This window comes from Pseudomonas sp. xss_2, from assembly GCF_043104195.1.
Classification (GTDB): domain Bacteria; phylum Pseudomonadota; class Gammaproteobacteria; order Pseudomonadales; family Pseudomonadaceae; genus Aquipseudomonas; species Aquipseudomonas urmiensis.
Window position 1 is genome coordinate 71,128 of record NZ_JBICKL010000091.1, and the last position, 18,444, is coordinate 89,571.

Here is an 18,444-nt window from a genome sequence, read left to right on the forward strand (position 1 = left end):
TCCTCGAGCTGCGTGCCGCCACCCAACACCTATTGTTGAATACCGCACGTAATTAGGCGGCGAATAATACCAGAGCTCAGCCTCAGCGCAAGTTGTCGCTTGCACCGACTGTCGTCTGCTAGGCTCGGCGCATTCCGTACCCGTCCCCAAATGCCCTTCAGAGACCTTCTGCGTGTCCGACGTCATCCTGCGCCTTGCCCTGCCCTCGCCCCTGCGTCGCCTGTTCGACTACCGGGCCACGGCCGCGATGGCGCGCCTGCCGCTGACGCCGGGAATGCGCTTTCGGGTGCCATTTGGCCGGCGCGAGATGATTGGCGTGCTGGTGGAGGTGTGCGACAAGAGCGAAGTGCCCGCCGACAAACTCAAGCCCGCCAGCGCCCTGCTCGACCCGGTCTCACCGCTGCCGCCAGCACTGTTCAAGCTGTGCCTGTGGACTGCCCAGTACTATCAGCACAGCCTGGGCGACACCTTGAGCTGGGCCTTGCCGGTGCTGCTGCGCCAGGGCGAGCCGGCCGAGATACGCCAGGAGCGCTTCTGGCAGGTGACCCCGGGCGCGCGCCTGGAAGATCCGCGCATCGCCCGCGCACCGCGCCAGCGTGATGCCCTCAAGACCTTGTCCCAGCACCCGCACGGCGTGGCTCATAGCCTGTTGAGCAAGCTGGGGCTGAACAAAGACAGCCTCGACCTGCTGCTGGCCAAGGAGCTGGTCCAGCTGGAAGTGCGCCGGCACCTGCCGGCCGCGCGCCATGAACACTGGCTGGCCCAGCCTGAACTGCCGCTCAACGAAGAGCAGCTGGCCGCATTCGAAGCCGTGCGTTCCGGCTTCGGCAGTTTCCACGCATTTCTCCTCGCTGGGGTCACCGGCAGCGGCAAGACCGAGGTCTACCTGCAACTGATCCGCGAAACCCTGGAGGCCGGCAAGCAGGCGCTGATCCTGATCCCGGAGATCAACCTCGGCCCGCAAACCCTGGCGCGCTTCGAGCAGCGCTTCAACGCGCGCATCGCGCTGCTGCACTCGGCGGTCAACGACCGCGAGCGCCTGGATGCCTGGCTGGCGGCCCGCGACGGCGAGGCCGATATCATCATCGGCACGCGCTCAGCGTTGTTCACACCGATGAAAAACCCCGGCCTGATCATCATCGACGAAGAACACGACGGCTCGTATAAACAGCAAGAAGGCCTGCGCTATCACGCCCGCGACCTGGCGCTGGTACGCGCACACCAGGAAAACATCCCGATCCTGCTCGGCTCCGCCACGCCGTCGCTGGAAAGCCTGCACAACGCCCATACCGGGCGCTATGGCCTGCTGCGCATGAATCAACGCGCCGGCGGCGCCCGGCAGCCACGTTTCATGCGTCTGGACGTTCGCAGCCGGCCGCTGGACAGCGGCATCAGCGGCCCCTTGCAGCAGGCTATCGGCCAGACCCTGCAAGCCGGGCAGCAGGTGCTGGTGTTTCTCAACCGCCGTGGCTTCGCCCCGACCCTGTTGTGCCACGACTGCGGCTGGCTGTCCGAATGCCCGCGCTGCGATGCGCGAATGACCGTGCACCAGCGCTCCAATGTGCTGCGCTGCCACCACTGCGGTTACGACGAACGGCTGCCGCTGCAGTGCCCCAAGTGCGCGCATGTCGACCTGCGGCCGGTCGGCGCTGGCACCGAACGCGCCGAGGAGCGGTTGAAGATTCTGTTCCCGGACTACCCAGTCCTGCGCGTCGACCGCGACAGCACCTCGCGCAAGGACGCCATGCACAACCTGTTCACCACCATCCAGCGGGGCCAACCGAGCATCCTGGTCGGCACCCAGATGCTAGCCAAGGGGCACCACTTCCCTCGGGTGACCCTGGTGGCCATTCTCGATGCTGACGGCGGGCTGTTCTCGGGCGATTTTCGCGCCAGCGAACGCATGGCTCAGCTGATCGTCCAAGTCGCGGGCCGCGCCGGTCGCGCCGAAGAGCCCGGCAAGGTGATCATCCAGACCCACCTGGCCGAGCATCCCTTGCTGGTCCAACTGACCGAGCAAGGCTACTTCGCCTTTGCCGAGCAAGCGCTGAGCGAGCGCCGCGCTGCCGGCCTGCCGCCGTTTGCCCACCTCGCCTTGCTGCGCGCCGAAGCGCACAAGCCAGGCCAGGCCGAAGGGTTCCTCGATGAGGCGTGCAGCGCTGCCGAGCGCATCGTGGCGGAACAAGGCCTGCAAGGCATCGAACTGCTCGGCCCGGTGCCCGCCCCGATGGAGCGACGAGCGGGGCGTTTTCGCGCGCAACTATTGCTCCAGGCCAATGCCCGAGCGCCCTTGCATCGACTGATCAGTGCCTGGTTGCTAGTGTTGGAGCAGATGCCAGCAGGGCGCCAAGTACGCTGGTCGCTAGACGTGGATCCAGTCGATCTCTATTGACGCCATGGGAGCGGGCTTGCCCCGCGTTTACCAAGCATCGTTCACCTCCGCAATCGCGGGTCAAGCCCGCTCCTACACGGCACCCGCTCAGCCGGACATGCCCTGAAAGGTTGGCAACCGCGGCCCAGCCACGGATAATGCTCAGTTTTTCCACCTGCGCATCGAAGCGCCCCGCCGCGCTTGCGGTCGAAAAGAGAATCTCATGAAAGACACCATTCGCCAGCTGATCCAGCAAGCCCTCACCCAACTCGTCACCGACGGTGTGCTGCCTGAAGGGCTGACGCCGGCGATCCAGGTGGAAAACGCCCGTGACAAGACCCACGGCGACTTCGCCAGCAACATCGCCATGATGCTGGCCAAGCCAGCCGGCATGAAGCCGCGCGACCTGGCCGACAAACTGATCGCCGCCTTGCCTGCCAGCGCCGACATCAGCAAGGTCGAGATCGCCGGCCCCGGCTTCCTCAACTTCTTCCAGAACACCGACGCCCTGGCCAATCGCCTCGACGCCGCCCTGGCAGACGCCCACCTGGGCGTGCGCAAGGCCGGCCCGGCCGAGAAAGTCGTCATCGACATGTCGGCGCCAAACCTTGCCAAAGAGATGCACGTTGGCCACCTGCGCTCGACCATCATCGGCGACAGCGTTGCCCGCGTGCTGGAGTTCCTCGGTGACAACGTCATCCGCCAGAACCATGTTGGCGACTGGGGCACTCAGTTCGGCATGCTGATGGCCTACCTGCAAGAAAACCCGATCACCAGCGACGAGCTGTCGGACCTGGAGAATTTCTACCGCGCGGCGAAAAAGCGCTTCGACGAGTCCGAAGAGTTTGCCACCCGGGCCCGTGGCCTGGTGGTCAAGCTGCAGGCTGGCGACGCGGAATGCCTGGCCTTGTGGACGCGCTTCAAAGACATCTCGCTGTCGCACTGCCAGAAGACCTACGAGCTGCTCAACGTCAAACTGACCATGGCCGACGTGATGGGCGAGAGTGCCTATAACGACGACCTGGCCAACGTCGTCGCCGACCTCAAGGCCAAGGGCCTGCTGGTCGAGAGCCAAGGCGCCCAGTGCGTATTCCTCGACGAATTCAAGAATGCCGAAGGCGAACCGCTGCCAGTGATCGTGCAAAAGGCCGACGGCGGCTACCTGTACGCCACCACCGACCTGGCGGCTGTGCGCTATCGCAGCAACACCTTGCAAGCCGATCGCGCCCTGTACTTCGTCGACCAGCGCCAGGCCCTGCACTTCAACCAAGTGTTCGAAGTGGCCCGTCGTGCCGGCTTCGTCGGCCACCCGATGCAAATGGAACACATGGGCTTCGGCACCATGAACGGCGCCGATGGCCGTCCGTTCAAGACCCGTGACGGCGGCACCGTCAAGCTGATCGACCTGCTCACCGAAGCCAAGGAGCGCGCCTACGCCCTGGTCAAGGAAAAGAACCCGAGCCTGGCCGAAGACGAGCTGCGCCATATCGCTGAAGTGGTTGGCATCGGCGCGGTCAAGTACGCCGACCTGTCCAAGCACCGCACCAGCGACTACAGCTTCAACTTCGAGCTGATGCTCAACTTCGAAGGCAACACCGCGCCTTACCTGCTGTACGCCTACACCCGTGTGGCAGGCGTGTTCCGCAAGCTGGGCAAGGGCTACGACGAAGTCGACGGCCACATCGTATTGCAGGCAGCTCACGAGCAGGACCTCGCGGCGCGCCTGGCGCAGTTCGGCGAAGTGCTCAACAACGTGGCTGAAAAAGGCACTCCACACGTGCTGTGCAGCTACCTGTACGACATCGCCGGTTTGTTCTCCAGCTTCTACGAGAACTGCCCGATCCTCTCCGCCGAAACTGCCGAACAGCAGCAAAGCCGCCTGCGCCTGGCTGCGCTGACCGGTCGTACGCTCAAGCAAGGCCTGGAGCTGCTCGGCCTGGAAACCCTGGAGCGTATGTAAGTTGGCTGCCAAGAAAAAACCCGCACCCAAGCGCGGCGCCAGCCGCCAACAGGCGCCGGCCAAACAGCCGATCCCAGGCTGGGTTTGGCTGGCTGTCGGCCTCACCGTGGGCGCGTTCATCGTCTTCCTGATGAAGCTTGAGCCCGGCGGCGATGACATCAAGCGCGCCAAGCCTGAACAGCAGAAGCCGGCCAAAGTCGCCGAAACGGCGAAAAACACCGCCCCGACGCCACAGCAGCCGGTCAAGCCGAAGTACGACTTCTATACCCTGCTGCCAGAGTCGGAAGTGATCGTGCCGCCTGAAGCGGTGCCGGAGAAAACGCCGCCCGTGCCTGCCCAACCGGTCACCCCCGTGACGCCGGCGGAAGCGGCCAAGATCGATACCGCTCGCGCCCAGGCTGCGCTGCTGGGGCAAACCCCACCACCGCCACCACCGGTGATCAAGCCGGCAGCGACCACCCTGTTCTTCCTCCAGGCCGGCTCATTCCGCAAGCAGGCCGATGCCGACAAGGTCCGCGCACAGATCATTCTGCTCGGCCAGGCGGTGAAGGTGGAGTCGGGAACGGTCAAGGAAGAGACCTGGTACCGGGTTCTGGTCGGCCCGTTCAGCAACCGCGAACAGCTGACCGTGGCGCAGAAGCAGTTGGCCGGCGCAGGCTTCAGCAACCTGCTCTTGCAACAGCGACAGACCCGCCAGTAATGAAAAGGCCTTGCTGCTCCCGTGCGACAAGGCCTTTTTTCTTAAGCTCTACCAGCGTTGACTTCGGAAACCTGCCGGTTCAGCGTCCAGAAGTCGTAGAGCACACCCAGCAGGAACAACCCACCGGTGAAGAAGTAGATGATCGCGCTGATCCACTTGCCCTGGTACAGCCGGTGCGCGCCGAAGATGCCGAGGAAGGTCAACAGGATCCAGGCCAGGTTGTAGTCCACCCGCCCGGCCTGGAAGCGCATATCGGCCTCACGATCCATCGACGGGATCAGGAACAGGTCAATCAGCCAGCCAATTCCGAGCAGCCCCAAGGTGAAGAACCAGATGGTCCCGGTAATCGGCTTGCCGTAGTAGAACCGGTGCGAGCCGGTGAAGCCGAAAATCCACAGCAAATAGCCGAGGACCTTGCTGTGGGTGTCGTGAAACGGCGCCCCTTGTTGATAACTGTTCATTCTTAGCCCTCGTGGCTTAGCCAAAAATTTTCCAAGAAAAAATGTGACTTTTTCGTGTGAAGTCGACGTGTGGCACCCTGCCAGTCGACCAACGGATCATTTTTTGAGCAAAAAGCTGTTATAAAGTTGCGCGCCAATACCTAATTCAAACATATCAAGAGCTTCAACTATGCCGCCTTTGTTCAAGACATGGCTGACCCTCTGCCTATTATTGCCCCTGGCCGCCCACGCCACCAACCGTGAGCAACGTCTTCCCAACGGCTTCACTGGCTATACCACCAACGCCACCGTGAAGCGCGCTCCGGTCAAGCATGCCAACACCCTGCGTGCTCGCCCAAGCAATGCCGCCAAGGCTCGTGACGGCTTGCCTGCCGTCGCCATGTCGGCCAAGCAAAGCAGCGATGTACTCAGCCGCGCCGTCAATGTCCTCGGTACCCCCTATCGTTGGGGCGGCAGCAGCCCAAGTAAAGGCTTCGACTGCAGCGGGCTGGTCAAATATGCCTTCAACGACGTGGCTGACGTCGACCTGCCGCGCACCTCCAATGCCATGGCCCAAGGCCACGGGGTCAAGGTGGCACGCAGCGATCTCAAGCCTGGCGACCTGATCTTCTTCAACATCAAGAGCCGCCGGGTCAATCACGTTGCCATCTACCTGGGCAACGACCGCTTCATCCACGCACCGCGCCGTGGCAAGCGAGTGAGCATCGATCAACTGAGCAAGCCGTATTGGCAGAAGCACTATGTAGTGGCCAAGCGAGTGCTGCCTAAAGACCAGCAGCTGAGCCTGGCCAAACGCTGATCATTTTCACCTCATCGCGGGGCAAGCAAGCCCGCTCCCACGCAACTCGACCTCACGCGTGGGAGCGGGCTTGCCCCGCGATAAGGTCGCTGCTCAAATCAGAGCGACTCAATGACACCCTGCGCACGCAAACACTGCAACGCCGCATCCATCGTCTGCATCCCCGCCGCCCCACCCGCCTGCATCACTGAATACAGCTGCGCCATCCGCCCCTCGCGAATCAGGTTACGCACCGCAGCAGTGGCCACTAGCACCTCCCTGGCCGCCACCCGCCCGCCACCAACGCGCTTGACCAGCACCTGCGCCACCACCATACGCAGCGACTCGGCGAGCATGGCCCGTACCAGCGGCTTCTCCTCGGCAGCGAACACCTCTACCAGCCGGTCGATGCTGTTGACCGCAGAACGCGTATGCACGGTGGCCAGCACCAAATGACCCGTCTCCGCAGCCCGCAACGCCAGGCGGATGGACTCAAGATCACGCAGCTCGCCGATCATGATCACATCAGGGTCCTGGCGCAGGGCACTGCGCAGCGCCTGGGCAAAGTCGCGACTATCGCGGCCAATCTCACGCTGGGTGAGCAAGCTGCGCTGGCCGCTGTGGATAACTTCGACGGGATCTTCAAGGGTGATGATGTGCAGCGAGCGCTCGCGATTGAGCCAATCGATCAGCGCGGCGAGGGTGCTCGACTTGCCACTGCCGGTCGGCCCACCCACCAGCACCAGCCCGTCCGTGCAGTGCGCAATAGGTTGAAACACATCAGCCAAGCCCAGTTCATCCAGCGTCGGCACGCCACTGGGAATCAGCCGGAAACTGGCCGCCAAGCCATTGCGCTGGCGAAACAGATTCACGCGCAGGCGACCCAGTTGGGGCAGGCTCAAGGCCAGGTCGAGCTCATCGCCCGCCAGCCATTGGCGCCGCTGCTCCTGCTCTAGCCAAGGGGCCAGGCCCTCCTCCAGCTGGCAGGCCTGCAACGGCGGTAGCTGCATACGCTGCAATTGCCCATCCAGGCGCAGCATCGGTTTCTCGCCCACGGCCAGGTGCAAGTCGGATGCCCTTGCAGCAGCGGCGTGGGCCAACAGGTCAGTCACGTCCATGAGACTCCCCAAAGGCCTTCAAGCAGGTAGAATGCCGCAGACCCCTGAGCCGTCGGCATTGATCCATGTCCACCATAGCAGACAACCTTTGCGCGCTCGCCGCACGCATCAGCCAGGCAGCGCAAGCCTGCGGGCGCGATCCAGCCAGCATCCAGTTGCTGGCCGTGAGCAAGACCAAACCCGCCGCCGCCGTACGCGAGGCCTACGCTGCCGGCGTGCGCGACGTCGGCGAAAACTACCTGCAAGAAGCCCTGGCCAAGCAGCAAGAATTAACCGACTTGCCCTTGACCTGGCACTTCATCGGCCCCATCCAGTCGAACAAGACCCGTGCAATTGCCGAACATTTCGACTGGGTACATTCCGTGGATCGCTTGAAGATTGCCCAACGCCTGTCAGAGCAACGCCCTGCCGAGCTGCCAGCGCTGAACATCTGCCTGCAAGTCAACGTCAGCGGCGAGGACAGCAAGTCTGGCTGCGCACCGGCCGACCTGCCGGCGCTGGCCGCTGCCGTTGCGGCCCTGCCCGGCCTGCGTCTGCGCGGACTGATGGCGATCCCCGAACCGACTGATGACCGCGCCGCCCAAGAAGCTGCCTTCGCTCGCCTGCGTGAGTTGCAAGAGCAACTCACGCTCGGCCTGGACACCCTTTCGATGGGCATGAGCCACGACCTGGAAGCGGCGATCGCCCAGGGTGCGACCTGGGTACGCATCGGCACCGCCCTGTTTGGCGCGCGTGATTACGGGCGCGCCTGAAACCATGCTTTACTCACTCTTTCCCTCAAGGACCTGACATGAGCAACACACGTATTGCCTTTATCGGCGCCGGCAACATGGCCGCCAGCCTGATCGGTGGCCTGCGTGCGCAGGGCCTGGATGCCACGCAGATCCGCGCCAGCGACCCGGGCGCAGAGACCCGCAGCCGCGTCCACGCCGAGCACGGCATCGAGGTATTCGAAGACAACGCCCAGGCTGTCGCTGGCGCGGACGTAATCGTCCTGGCGGTCAAGCCACAGGTCATGAAGAGCGTCTGTCAGGCCCTGCAGCCGAGCCTGCACGAAGGCCAACTGATCGTTTCCATTGCCGCCGGCATTACCTGCGCCAGTCTGCAAGATTGGCTGGGCGCCCGCCCGGTGGTGCGCTGCATGCCCAACACGCCGGCGCTGCTGCGCCAGGGCGTCAGCGGCCTGTACGCGACCGCCCAGGTGTCGCCGGCGCAACGCCAGCAGGCCCAGGAGCTACTCTCGGCCGTGGGCACTGCCTTGTGGCTGGACCAGGAGCAGCAACTGGACGCCGTCACGGCTGTTTCCGGCAGTGGCCCGGCCTATTTCTTCCTGCTGATAGAGGCCATGACCGCTGCTGGCGAGAAACTCGGCCTGCCGCGTGAGACGGCCTCCCAGCTGACCCTGAAAACCGCTTTGGGCGCCGCACACATGGCCGTGGCCAGTGATGTCGACGCTGCCGAACTGCGCCGCCGGGTGACCTCGCCAGCCGGCACCACCGAGGCGGCAATCAAGTCCTTCCAAGGCAACGCTTTCGAGGCCATCGTGGAACAGGCGCTGCAGGCTGCGGCTACCCGTTCCGCCGAGTTGGCCGAACAATTGGGCAAATAAGGAGCTGTTGATGAATGCACTGTCCGGCGCCGCGATCTTCGTGGTGCAAACCCTGGTCAGCCTGTACCTGGTGATCGTCCTGCTGCGCTTCGTCCTGCAGCTGGTCAAGGCCGATTTCTACAACCCGCTGAGCCAGTTCGCGGTGCGCGCCACCCAGCCACTGCTCAAGCCGATCCGCCGGATCATCCCGAGCATTGCCGGCCTGGACACCTCGTCGCTGTTGCTGGCGATCCTGATCCAGGCGTTGCTGATGGCCTTCGTGCTGATGGTCAGCTACGGCACTTTCGGCGATGTCCTGCACCTGCTGCTGTGGGCGATCATTGGCATCACCTCGCTGTTCCTGAAGATCTTCTGGGTGGCGATGATCGTCATGGTGATCGTTTCCTGGGTCGCCCCAAACAGCCACAACCCCGCTGCCGAGCTTGCCTACCAGATTAGCGAGCCGGTGCTGGCGCCGTTCCGCCGCCTGGTGCCGAACTTGGGCGGCATGGACATTTCGCCGATCTTCGCCTTCCTGGCGATCCAGGTGATCCAGTCGTTCGTCATGCCGCCGCTGGCTGCCTATGCCGGCATGCCGCAAGAGCTGTGGCGGATGATTTGACCCACATCCCCCTAGCGGCAAGCCTTTGCTTGCCGCTAGGGGGAGTGCTCTTTAGACTTACGCCTCCGTCAAGCGTGAGCAGGGTCGATGTCCACTGTCCTTCCCGAAGATTCCGTCGGTCTGGTAACACCGCAGATCGCCCGGTTCGATGAACCGCTGGCCCTGGCCTGTGGCCGATCGCTGGCCAGCTACGAGCTGGTCTATGAAACCTATGGCACGCTCAACAGCACGGCCAGCAACGCTGTGCTGATCTGCCATGCGCTGTCCGGCCATCACCATGCCGCAGGCTACCATGCCGACACCGACCGCAAGCCCGGCTGGTGGGACAGCTGCATTGGCCCCGGCAAGCCGATCGATACCAATCGCTTCTTCGTGGTCAGCCTGAACAACCTCGGCGGCTGCAATGGCAGCACCGGTCCGAGCAGCGTCAACCCGGCCACCGGCAAGCCCTATGGCGCCGACTTCCCGGTGCTGACCGTGGAAGACTGGGTGCACAGCCAGGTGCGCCTGGCCGACCGCCTGGGCATCGGCCAGTGGGCTGCGGTGGTCGGCGGCAGCCTGGGTGGCATGCAGGCGCTGCAATGGACCATCACCTACCCGGATCGAGTGCGTCACTGCGTCGACATCGCCTCGGCGCCAAAACTGTCGGCACAGAACATCGCCTTCAACGAGGTGGCGCGCCAGGCGATCCTCACCGACCCGGAGTTTCACGGCGGCTCGTTCCAGGACCAGGGCGTGATCCCCAAGCGCGGCCTGATGCTGGCGCGCATGGTTGGCCACATCACCTACCTGTCGGACGACTCGATGGGTGAGAAATTCGGTCGTGAGCTCAAGAGCGACAAACTCAACTACGACTTCCACAGCGTGGAATTCCAGGTCGAGAGCTACCTGCGCTATCAAGGTGAGGAGTTCTCCGGGCGCTTCGACGCCAACACCTACCTGCTGATGACCAAGGCCCTGGACTACTTCGACCCGGCCGCAGCGCACGCTGGCGATCTTGCCGCGACCCTGGCCCACGTTAGCGCCGACTACTGCATCATGTCGTTCACCACCGACTGGCGGTTCTCGCCGGCCCGCTCGCGGGAGATCGTCGATGCCCTGATGGCGGCGCGCAAGAACGTCTGTTACCTGGAAATCGACTCCCCCTACGGGCACGATGCCTTCCTGATCCCCACGCCTCGCTACATGCAGGGATTCTCGAACTACATGAACCGCATCGCCATCTGAGGACAGCATGAGAGCCGACCTGGAAATCATCCACGACTGGATCCCCGCCGGCAGCCGGGTACTTGACCTTGGCTGCGGCAACGGCGAGCTGCTGGCTTCGTTGCGCGACCGTAAAGGCGTTACCGGCTACGGCCTGGAAATCGACGCCGACAACATCGCCGCCTGCGTGGCCAAGGGCGTCAACGTCATCGAGCAGGACCTGGACAAAGGCCTGGGCAACTTCGCCAGCAACAGCTTCGACGTAGTGGTCATGACCCAAGCGCTGCAGGCCGTCGAGTATCCCGACCGGATTCTCTCGGAGATGCTGCGAGTGGGCCGCGAGTGCATCATCACCTTCCCCAACTTCGGCCACTGGCGCTGCCGTTGGTACCTGGCGACCAAAGGCCGCATGCCGGTCTCGGACTTCATGCCGTATACCTGGTACAACACGCCGAACATTCACTTTTGTACCTTCGCCGACTTCGAGAACCTGTGCCACGAGCACCGGGCCAAGGTCCTCGACCGTTTGGCGGTCGACCGTTTGCACCGTAATGGGTTGGGCGGGCGGGTATGGCCTAATCTTCTAGGTGAGATCGGCATCTATCGCCTCAGCAGCCCGGGCCTGACGGAACATCAGGTCGCGGTCTGATCTGCCCACCCCGGAGGAATGGCACCATGCGTCGTCTAGCTCTTTTCCTAATCAGCCTGTGCCTGGCCCTGCCAGTGCTGGCTGCCGATGCTGCCAAGCCTGAGCGCAAGCAGGACTTCGGCGACGTCACGGTGCACTACAGCGCCTTCACCTCGAGCATGCTGCAGCCAGAGATCGCCGACGCCACCGGCCTGATCCGCAGCAAGAATCAGGGCGTACTGAACATTGCCGTGCTCAAGGCCGGCAAGCCGGGCATGGCGGTGGTCAGCGGCACCGTCAAAGACCTGACCGGACGCAGCAGCCCACTGTCGTTCAAGCAGATCGCTGACAAGGGCGCGGTGTACTACATCGCGCAGTTCAAGATAGACCAGGCAGAAACCCTGACCTTCGACTTGAACATCGAGACTGGTGGCGTCAGTCATAAACTCAGCTTCAACCAGGAAGTGTTCCCAGGCGAATGATGAATTTTCAGCAACTCGTATTGGCCAGCCATAACGCTGGCAAGCTCAAGGAGCTCCAGGCCATGCTCGGCGCGTCCGTGCAGCTGCGCTCGATCGGTGAATTCAGCCAGGTCGAGCCGGAAGAGACCGGCCTGTCGTTCGTCGAGAACGCCATCCTCAAGGCCCGTAACGCTGCGCGTATTTCCGGCTTGCCGGCGCTGGCCGATGACTCGGGGCTGGCGGTGGACTACCTTGGCGGCGCACCGGGGATCTACTCGGCTCGCTACGCTGACGGCAAGGGCGACGCGGCGAATAACGCCAAGCTGCTCGACGCCCTCAAGGATGTCCCGGACGATCAGCGCGGCGCGCAGTTCGTCTGCGTCCTGGCCTTGGTTAGGCATGCCGACGACCCGCTGCCTATCCTCTGCGAAGGCCTGTGGCACGGCAGCATCCTGCATGCCGCCAGCGGCGAACACGGCTTTGGCTATGACCCGCTGTTCTGGGTTCCGGAGCGCGAGTGCTCCAGCGCCGAGTTGAGCCCTGTCGAAAAGAACCAGCTCAGCCATCGCGCCCGCGCCATGGTCCTGCTGCGTCAGCGTTTGGGACTGGCATGACCGAAAAGCCGTCCATCCAGCTGCTCCACCCCGGAGCGGCTGGGGCCAATCTGCACGTGCCACGCCTGGCACTGCCGGAACTGCCGCCGCTGTCGCTGTACATCCATATCCCCTGGTGCGTGCGCAAGTGCCCTTACTGCGACTTCAACTCGCACCAGGCCGGCCCACAGCTGCCAGAGGCTGAATACGTCGACGCCCTGCTGGCCGATCTCGATCAAGAGCTGACTGCCGTTCAGGGCCGAGCGATCAGTTCAATCTTCTTTGGTGGCGGCACGCCGAGCCTGTTCAGCGCCGATGCGCTGGGGCGCCTGCTGCGCAGGGTGGAGCAACGTATCCCGTTCGCTGCGGATATCGAGATCACTCTAGAAGCCAACCCCGGGACCTTCGAGCAGGACAAGTTCAAGGCCTACCGGCAGACCGGTATCAATCGGCTGTCGATTGGCGTGCAGAGCTTCCAGCCAGCCAAGCTTCAGAAGCTGGGCCGCATCCATAATGGCGACGAAGCAATTCGGGCAGCCGGCATGGCCCGTGCAGCGGGCTTCGACAACTTCAACATGGACCTCATGCACGGCCTGCCTGAGCAGTCGCTGGACGACGCCCTGGGCGACCTGCAACAGGCCATCGACCTCGGCCCCACGCACTTGTCCTGGTACCAGCTGACCGTGGAGCCGAACACGGTGTTCTGGAACCAGCCACCGGAGCTGCCCGAAGACGATATTCTTTGGGACATCCAGGAAGCCGGCCAGGCGCTGCTCGCCCAGCACGGCTTCGCTCAATACGAAGTCTCAGCCTATGCCCAGCCAGACCGGGCAGCGCGGCACAACCTCAATTACTGGCGCTTTGGCGACTTCATCGGCATTGGCGCGGGTGCCCACGGCAAGCTGTCGTTCGCCGATGGGCGCATCCTGCGCACCTGGAAGACCCGCCTGCCCAAGGACTACCTGAACCCGGCCAAGCCGTACAAAGCTGGCGAGAAGCTGCTGCCAGTCGATGAGCTGCCGTTCGAGTTCCTGATGAACGCCCTGCGCCTGACCCACGGAGTGGAAGCCGAGCTGTTCAGCCGCCGTACCGGCCTGCCGTTGGAGCAGCTTGCCCAAGCCCGGCGCGAGGCCGAACAAAAGGGCCTTTTGCAGGTCGAACCGGATCGACTGGCCGCTACCCCACACGGCCAGTTGTTCCTCAATGACCTGCTGCAGTATTTCTTGACCTAAGGATGACCCATGGACCTGGTACTTGACCTGCTTGCGACCGTATCGCGCTGGAGCCGCAGCAATTTGTCGGAGATTTCCCTGGCACTGGTAGGCTGCCTGCTAGTGCTGTTCGGCACTGATATCAAGGCATGGGTAGAACAGCGCCTGGGCGGCCTGGCTGGTGCGCTGCGCGTGCCGTTCATGGCACTGCTGGTGATGATCGGCAGTGGCGCGGCGCTGATCTATGCGACGCCGTGGGTGGTGAAGGGGCTGAGCCAGTTCAACAACTATGCGTTGGCGCCAGTGCTCTTGGTGGTGCTGGTGTTGATTGGCGTGGTGGCTGATCGGCGTGGATGAAGCCAGCGCGCGGGATAGGCCAACGCCACCCCCTGTAGGAACGGGCTTGCCCGCGAAGAGGCCGGTACATACCCATTGATGTAAGGAGAGGGCTTTACCCTCGTTCGCGGGCAAGCCCGCTCCCACAAGGGCCAACTCAATCAGTTAGCTGGCATTGATTCTGCTGAGGCCGGATCAAAAAAAACCGCCCCTCGCAGGGCGGTTTTTTTACCTGCGCTACAGCAGGTTCTGCCATCCAAAGGCCGGCTTGCAGCCCAGCGATCAGCTCAGCTTCTCGAACTTCAAGTCCCACACCCCATGCCCAAGTCGCTCGCCGCGGCGTTCGAACTTGGTGATCGGGCGCTCTTGCGGGCGCGGCACATAAGCACCATCGGCCGCCTGGTTGCGGTAGCCCGGCGCGGCGCTCATCACTTCCAGCATGTACTCGGCATACGGCTCCCAGTCGGTAGCCATATGGAATACACCGCCCGGCTTGAGCTTGCGTCGCACCAGCTCAGCGAACTCCAGCTGGACGATCCGGCGCTTGTGGTGGCGCGCCTTATGCCATGGGTCGGGGAAGAACAGCATCAACCGATCCAGGCTGTTGTCGGCCACACAGCGGTTAAGCACTTCGATCGCGTCGCAGTCGTACACACGCAGGTTCTTCAGACCCTGGGTCAGCACGCCATTGAGCAGCGCGCCGACACCTGGACGGTGGACTTCGACACCGATGAAGTCCTGCTCAGGCGCGGCAGCAGCCATCTCCAGCAGCGAATGGCCCATGCCAAAGCCGATCTCCAGGGTGCGCGGCGCCGAGCGGCCGAACACTTGGTCGTAGTCCACTGGGCTGTCAGCCAGGGGCAGGATGAACAGGGGGCCGCCCTGGTCCAGACCACGTTGCTGGCCTTCGGTCATGCGCCCGGCGCGCATCACGAAACTCTTGATGCGGCGGTGTGGGCGCTCTTCGCCGTCAGCGGTGATCGGCGTTTCTTGCGATTCAGTCATCAGGGGCTCTTACTTGATCAGACCATCCAGCGGCGACGAGGCGCTGGCATAGAGTTTCTTCGGCATGCGCCCAGCGAGATACGCCAGACGACCAGCTACGATTGCATGCTTCATGGCTTCAGCCATCAACACCGGCTGCTGAGCGTGGGCAATGGCGGAGTTCATCAGCACAGCCTCACAGCCCATTTCCATGGCAATGGTGGCGTCAGAGGCGGTACCCACGCCTGCGTCGACCAATACCGGCACCTTGGATTCTTCGAGGATGATCTGCAGGTTGTACGGATTGCAGATGCCCAGGCCGGTACCGATCAGGCCTGCCAGCGGCATGACCGCGATGCAGCCGATCTCGGCCAATTGACGGGCAATGATCGGATCGTCGCTGGTGTAGACCATCACGTCGAAACCGTCCTTGACCAGCACTTCGGCGGCCTTGAGGGTTTCGATGACGTTAGGGAACAAGGTCTTCTGGTCGGCCAGTACTTCGAGCTTGACCAGGTTGTGGCCATCGAGCAGCTCGCGGGCCAGGCGGCAGGTACGCACGGCTTCGACCGCGTCGTAGCAGCCTGCGGTGTTCGGCAGGATGGTGTAGCGATCTGGTGGCAGCACGTCGAGCAGGTTCGGCTCGCCCGGATTCTGGCCAAGGTTGGTGCGGCGCACAGCAACGGTGACGATCTCGGCACCCGAGGCCTCAATGGCCAGGCGGGTTTCTTCCATGTCACGGTACTTGCCGGTGCCGACCAGCAGGCGCGACTGGAAAGTGCGCCCGGCCAGGGTGAAGGGCTTGTCGCTACGAACGTTGCTCATCTGTGTTCCTCTGGAAAGGTTGCGGGGCGTTCAGTGAATTGCCGGGGCAGGCTTAACCGCCACCAATGGCATGGACCACTTCGACCTGGTCACCCTCGCTGAGCTGGGTGCTGTCGTGCTGGCTGCGCGGCACGATATCCAGGTTGAGCTCCACCGCCACCCGGCGACCGGTCAGCTCCAGCCGAGCGAGCAAGGCGGCAACGCTCTCGCCAGCGGGCAATTCGTAGGGTTCACCGTTCAGTTGAATGCGCATGCGCACGGCCACCATTGTTCTTTGGGGCCCGCATTCTAGCCCCGATCCACCGTTGAACCCAAGGGTGGCGGGCACCATTAGTCGCGATTGTGGACCAGTCGGTCAGCCCAGACGCCAAGCTGCCAGGCCCAGGCACAGCCAGCCTGCGAGGAAGCACAGGCCACCGATCGGGGTAATGATGCCCAGCTTGCCCAAGCCGCTCAGGGTCAACAGGTACAGGCTACCGGAGAACAGCACGATCCCCAGCGCGAACAGACCGCCGGCCCAGCCCACCAGGCGCCCCGGCAGGTGCGCGGCGAGCAGCGCAACACCAAAGATCGCCAAGGTATGCACCAGTTGATAGGTCACCCCGGTATGAAAGATGGCCAGGTACTCGGCGCTGAGGCGGTTCTTCAGACCGTGGGCAGCGAACGCACCCAGGGCGACACCGGTGAATCCGAAAAACGCGGCGAGCATCAGGAAGCTGCGAAGCATGGGACGACTCCTCGGAAGGGGTCTGTATAATGGCCCCTTCCATCGGTCCGGCCAAGCCATCGCCATGCTGTCATCTTTTTTCCGCCGCGTTGTCCGCGCCCTGCTCTGGTTTGCTGCTGGCAGTATCGTGCTGGTTCTGGTGCTGCGCTGGATACCGCCACCGGGCACGGCGCTGATGGTCGAGCGAAAGGTGCAGTCCTGGTTCAGTGGCGAGCCGATTGACCTGCAGCGCGACTGGGAGCCGTGGGAGCGCATTTCCGATGACCTGAAAGTGGCGGTGATTGCCGGCGAAGACCAGAAATTCGCCAATCACTGGGGCTTTGACATTCCAGCGATCCAGGCCGCACTGGCGCATAACGAGCGCGGTGGCAACATTCGCGGGGCCAGTACCTTAACTCAGCAGGTGGCCAAGAACCTGTTCCTGTGGTCGGGTCGCAGCTGGTTCCGTAAAGGGCTGGAGGCCTGGTTTACCGCATTGATCGAGCTGTTCTGGTCGAAGGAGCGGATCCTTGAGGTGTATCTGAACAGCGTCGAATGGGGGCCTGGGGTGTTTGGCGCCCAAGCGGCGGCGCGTTATCACTTTGACGTGGATGCCAGCCGCCTTACTCGCCAACAGGCTGCGCAATTGGCGGCGGTGCTGCCGAGCCCACTCAAATGGAATGCTGGCCGGCCCAGCGCCTATGTCGCGAGCCGGGCGGGGTGGATTCGGCGGCAGATGAGCCAGTTGGGCGGCACCAGCTATCTGATGCAGCTGGAGGCTTCACGGGGGCCTTGAGGCTCTATCGCGGGGCAAGCCCGCTCCCACGTTCTGTCCGGCACGTTCTGTCTCTCGTGGGAGCGGGCTTGCCCCGCGATAGCACTAGCACTGCCCCAAAAAAAACCGCCTGCCCCGTAAGGGACAGGCGGTTTTTTAACAGCCTGGCAACCAATCAGATGGCAATCAGCGCCTTGACCTTGTTCATCGCGTTCTTCTCCAGCTGACGAATACGCTCAGCCGACACGCTGTACTTCTCTGCCAGCTCATGCAGCGTGGCCTTTTCTTCGGCCAGCCAGCGCTGATAGAGGATGTCCCGGCTACGCTCGTCCAGGCCACTCAAGGCCTCGTGCAGGTTGCTGGTGGAGTTGTCGCTCCAGTCGGCATCCTCAAGCTGCATGGCCGGGTCGTAGCGGTGGTCTTCCAGGTAATGCGCAGGCGACTGGAAGGCGCTGTCGTCATCAGCCTCTGCGGCCGGATCGAAGGCCATGTCCTGACCGCTCAGGCGGCTTTCCATCTCGCGCACTTCACGTGGCTCGACGCCGAGGCTCTCGGCAACCCGATGCACTTCGTCGTTGTTCAGCCAGGCCAGGCGTTTCTTCTGGCTGCGCAGGTTGAAGAACAGCTTGCGCTGGGCCTTGGTGGTAGCCACCTTGACGATGCGCCAGTTGCGCAGGATGAATTCGTGGATCTCGGCCTTGATCCAGTGCACCGCGAAGGACACCAGACGCACGCCCATTTCCGGATTGAAGCGTTTTACCGCCTTCATCAGGCCAACGTTGCCTTCCTGAATCAGGTCGGCCTGGGCCAGCCCGTAGCCGGCATAGCTGCGCGCGATATGCACGACGAAACGCAGGTGGGCCATTACCATTTGCCGAGCGGCCTCAAGATCCTGCTCGTAAAAGAGACGCTCGGCCAGTTCACGCTCCTGCTCGGGCGTCAGCAGGGGAATGCTGTTGACCGTGTGCACATAGGCTTCCAGGTTTGCCCCGGGAACCAAAGCATATGCAGGTTGCAACGAAGTGGTCATTCAAGAACCTCCGACTCACTGGACTCGTGCCTTGTGGGCACTGCCAACATTGACCGGGAACCACGAAACAAGTTCCCAGAACGGTAAGAAA

21 protein-coding genes are annotated in these 18,444 nt (G+C 63.1%); 14 read left to right on the forward strand and 7 right to left on the reverse strand.

Features of this window, described 5'->3' with window-relative positions:
- The first annotated feature begins 172 nt into the window (after positions 1 to 172).
- The 3 genes from ACF8K2_RS23380 (at position 173) to ACF8K2_RS23390 (ending at position 5,031) form a co-directional block, all read left to right on the forward strand.
- Positions 173 to 2,392, forward strand: a complete 2,220-nt coding sequence (locus ACF8K2_RS23380; protein ID WP_186556566.1) for a primosomal protein N' — start codon at positions 173 to 175, stop codon at positions 2,390 to 2,392.
- A gap of 202 nt (positions 2,393 to 2,594) precedes the next feature.
- Positions 2,595 to 4,331, forward strand: a complete 1,737-nt coding sequence (gene argS / locus ACF8K2_RS23385) for an arginine--tRNA ligase (protein ID WP_392467902.1) — start codon at positions 2,595 to 2,597, stop codon at positions 4,329 to 4,331.
- A 1-nt stretch (position 4,332) separates the two neighbouring features.
- Positions 4,333 to 5,031, forward strand: a complete 699-nt coding sequence (locus ACF8K2_RS23390; protein ID WP_186556564.1) for an SPOR domain-containing protein — start codon at positions 4,333 to 4,335, stop codon at positions 5,029 to 5,031.
- A gap of 41 nt (positions 5,032 to 5,072) precedes the next feature.
- On the opposite strand, the gene ACF8K2_RS23395 is transcribed toward ACF8K2_RS23390, so the two are convergent.
- The gene (locus ACF8K2_RS23395; protein ID WP_368972850.1) at positions 5,073 to 5,492 is read right to left on the reverse strand and encodes an NINE protein; all 420 of its coding nucleotides are present in this window, start codon (positions 5,490 to 5,492) and stop codon (positions 5,073 to 5,075) included.
- A 169-nt stretch (positions 5,493 to 5,661) separates the two neighbouring features.
- Between ACF8K2_RS23395 and ACF8K2_RS23400 the strand changes: the two genes are divergently transcribed.
- A complete protein-coding gene (locus ACF8K2_RS23400) occupies positions 5,662 to 6,291 on the forward strand; it encodes a C40 family peptidase (RefSeq protein ID WP_186556562.1) in 630 nt (209 codons plus the stop codon).
- Positions 6,292 to 6,389: 98 nt separating this feature from the next.
- Here the strand turns inward: ACF8K2_RS23400 and ACF8K2_RS23405 are convergent, their stop codons facing one another.
- Positions 6,390 to 7,388 carry a type IV pilus twitching motility protein PilT gene (locus ACF8K2_RS23405; protein ID WP_392467905.1) on the reverse strand — a complete coding sequence of 333 codons (999 nt, stop codon included), beginning with the start codon at positions 7,386 to 7,388 and terminating at the stop codon, positions 6,390 to 6,392.
- 65 nt (positions 7,389 to 7,453) lie between these two features.
- On the opposite strand from ACF8K2_RS23405, the gene ACF8K2_RS23410 reads away from it, so the two are divergent.
- The 9 genes from ACF8K2_RS23410 to ACF8K2_RS23450 all read left to right on the forward strand — a co-directional run bounded on the left by ACF8K2_RS23410 (position 7,454) and on the right by ACF8K2_RS23450 (position 14,054).
- Entirely contained in the window at positions 7,454 to 8,140 is a 687-nt protein-coding gene (locus tag ACF8K2_RS23410; protein WP_186556560.1) for a YggS family pyridoxal phosphate-dependent enzyme, read from the forward strand.
- A 38-nt stretch (positions 8,141 to 8,178) separates the two neighbouring features.
- Positions 8,179 to 8,997 carry a pyrroline-5-carboxylate reductase gene (proC, locus tag ACF8K2_RS23415; RefSeq protein ID WP_392467907.1) on the forward strand — a complete coding sequence of 273 codons (819 nt, stop codon included), beginning with the start codon at positions 8,179 to 8,181 and terminating at the stop codon, positions 8,995 to 8,997.
- A 10-nt stretch (positions 8,998 to 9,007) separates the two neighbouring features.
- Positions 9,008 to 9,598 carry a YggT family protein gene (locus ACF8K2_RS23420; protein WP_186556558.1) on the forward strand — a complete coding sequence of 197 codons (591 nt, stop codon included), beginning with the start codon at positions 9,008 to 9,010 and terminating at the stop codon, positions 9,596 to 9,598.
- An 87-nt stretch (positions 9,599 to 9,685) separates the two neighbouring features.
- Positions 9,686 to 10,825: a homoserine O-acetyltransferase gene (locus tag ACF8K2_RS23425; RefSeq protein ID WP_186556557.1), complete on the forward strand. Its 1,140-nt coding sequence runs from the start codon at positions 9,686 to 9,688 to the stop codon at positions 10,823 to 10,825.
- A gap of 7 nt (positions 10,826 to 10,832) precedes the next feature.
- Complete coding sequence (gene metW, locus ACF8K2_RS23430; RefSeq protein ID WP_186556556.1) at positions 10,833 to 11,453, forward strand: methionine biosynthesis protein MetW; 621 nt, start codon at positions 10,833 to 10,835, stop codon at positions 11,451 to 11,453.
- 26 nt (positions 11,454 to 11,479) lie between these two features.
- The gene (locus ACF8K2_RS23435; RefSeq protein WP_392467911.1) at positions 11,480 to 11,914 is read left to right on the forward strand and encodes a DUF4426 domain-containing protein; all 435 of its coding nucleotides are present in this window, start codon (positions 11,480 to 11,482) and stop codon (positions 11,912 to 11,914) included.
- The gene (rdgB, locus tag ACF8K2_RS23440; protein ID WP_186556554.1) at positions 11,911 to 12,507 is read left to right on the forward strand and encodes an RdgB/HAM1 family non-canonical purine NTP pyrophosphatase; all 597 of its coding nucleotides are present in this window, start codon (positions 11,911 to 11,913) and stop codon (positions 12,505 to 12,507) included. Before ACF8K2_RS23435 ends, rdgB begins: the two co-directional genes overlap by 4 nt.
- Positions 12,504 to 13,718 carry a radical SAM family heme chaperone HemW gene (hemW, locus tag ACF8K2_RS23445; protein ID WP_392467913.1) on the forward strand — a complete coding sequence of 405 codons (1,215 nt, stop codon included), beginning with the start codon at positions 12,504 to 12,506 and terminating at the stop codon, positions 13,716 to 13,718. Before rdgB ends, hemW begins: the two co-directional genes overlap by 4 nt.
- A gap of 9 nt (positions 13,719 to 13,727) precedes the next feature.
- Positions 13,728 to 14,054, forward strand: a complete 327-nt coding sequence (locus tag ACF8K2_RS23450; protein WP_016393360.1) for a DUF3392 domain-containing protein — start codon at positions 13,728 to 13,730, stop codon at positions 14,052 to 14,054.
- Between the two features lie 261 nt (positions 14,055 to 14,315).
- On the opposite strand, the gene trmB is transcribed toward ACF8K2_RS23450, so the two are convergent.
- The 4 genes from trmB to ACF8K2_RS23470 form a co-directional block, all read right to left on the reverse strand.
- On the reverse strand, positions 14,316 to 15,038 hold the full coding sequence (gene trmB, locus ACF8K2_RS23455) for a tRNA (guanosine(46)-N7)-methyltransferase TrmB (protein ID WP_186556553.1): 723 nt from the start codon (positions 15,036 to 15,038) through the stop codon (positions 14,316 to 14,318).
- 9 nt (positions 15,039 to 15,047) lie between these two features.
- Positions 15,048 to 15,842, reverse strand: a complete 795-nt coding sequence (locus ACF8K2_RS23460; protein WP_186556552.1) for a thiazole synthase — start codon at positions 15,840 to 15,842, stop codon at positions 15,048 to 15,050.
- 52 nt (positions 15,843 to 15,894) lie between these two features.
- Positions 15,895 to 16,095 (reverse strand): sulfur carrier protein ThiS, encoded by a 201-nt coding sequence (gene thiS / locus ACF8K2_RS23465; RefSeq protein WP_099814494.1) that lies wholly within the window; start codon positions 16,093 to 16,095, stop codon positions 15,895 to 15,897.
- Positions 16,096 to 16,197: 102 nt separating this feature from the next.
- Positions 16,198 to 16,569, reverse strand: coding sequence for a DUF423 domain-containing protein (locus ACF8K2_RS23470; RefSeq protein ID WP_392467916.1), 372 nt, complete (start codon positions 16,567 to 16,569; stop codon positions 16,198 to 16,200).
- 64 nt (positions 16,570 to 16,633) lie between these two features.
- Here ACF8K2_RS23470 and mtgA point away from each other — a divergent pair, with 64 nt between their 5' ends.
- Positions 16,634 to 17,344, forward strand: coding sequence for a monofunctional biosynthetic peptidoglycan transglycosylase (mtgA, locus tag ACF8K2_RS23475; RefSeq protein ID WP_392467918.1), 711 nt, complete (start codon positions 16,634 to 16,636; stop codon positions 17,342 to 17,344).
- Between the two features lie 154 nt (positions 17,345 to 17,498).
- Here the strand turns inward: mtgA and rpoH are convergent, their stop codons facing one another.
- The gene (rpoH, locus tag ACF8K2_RS23480) at positions 17,499 to 18,353 is read right to left on the reverse strand and encodes an RNA polymerase sigma factor RpoH (RefSeq protein ID WP_186556549.1); all 855 of its coding nucleotides are present in this window, start codon (positions 18,351 to 18,353) and stop codon (positions 17,499 to 17,501) included.
- Positions 18,354 to 18,444: the final 91 nt, after the last annotated feature.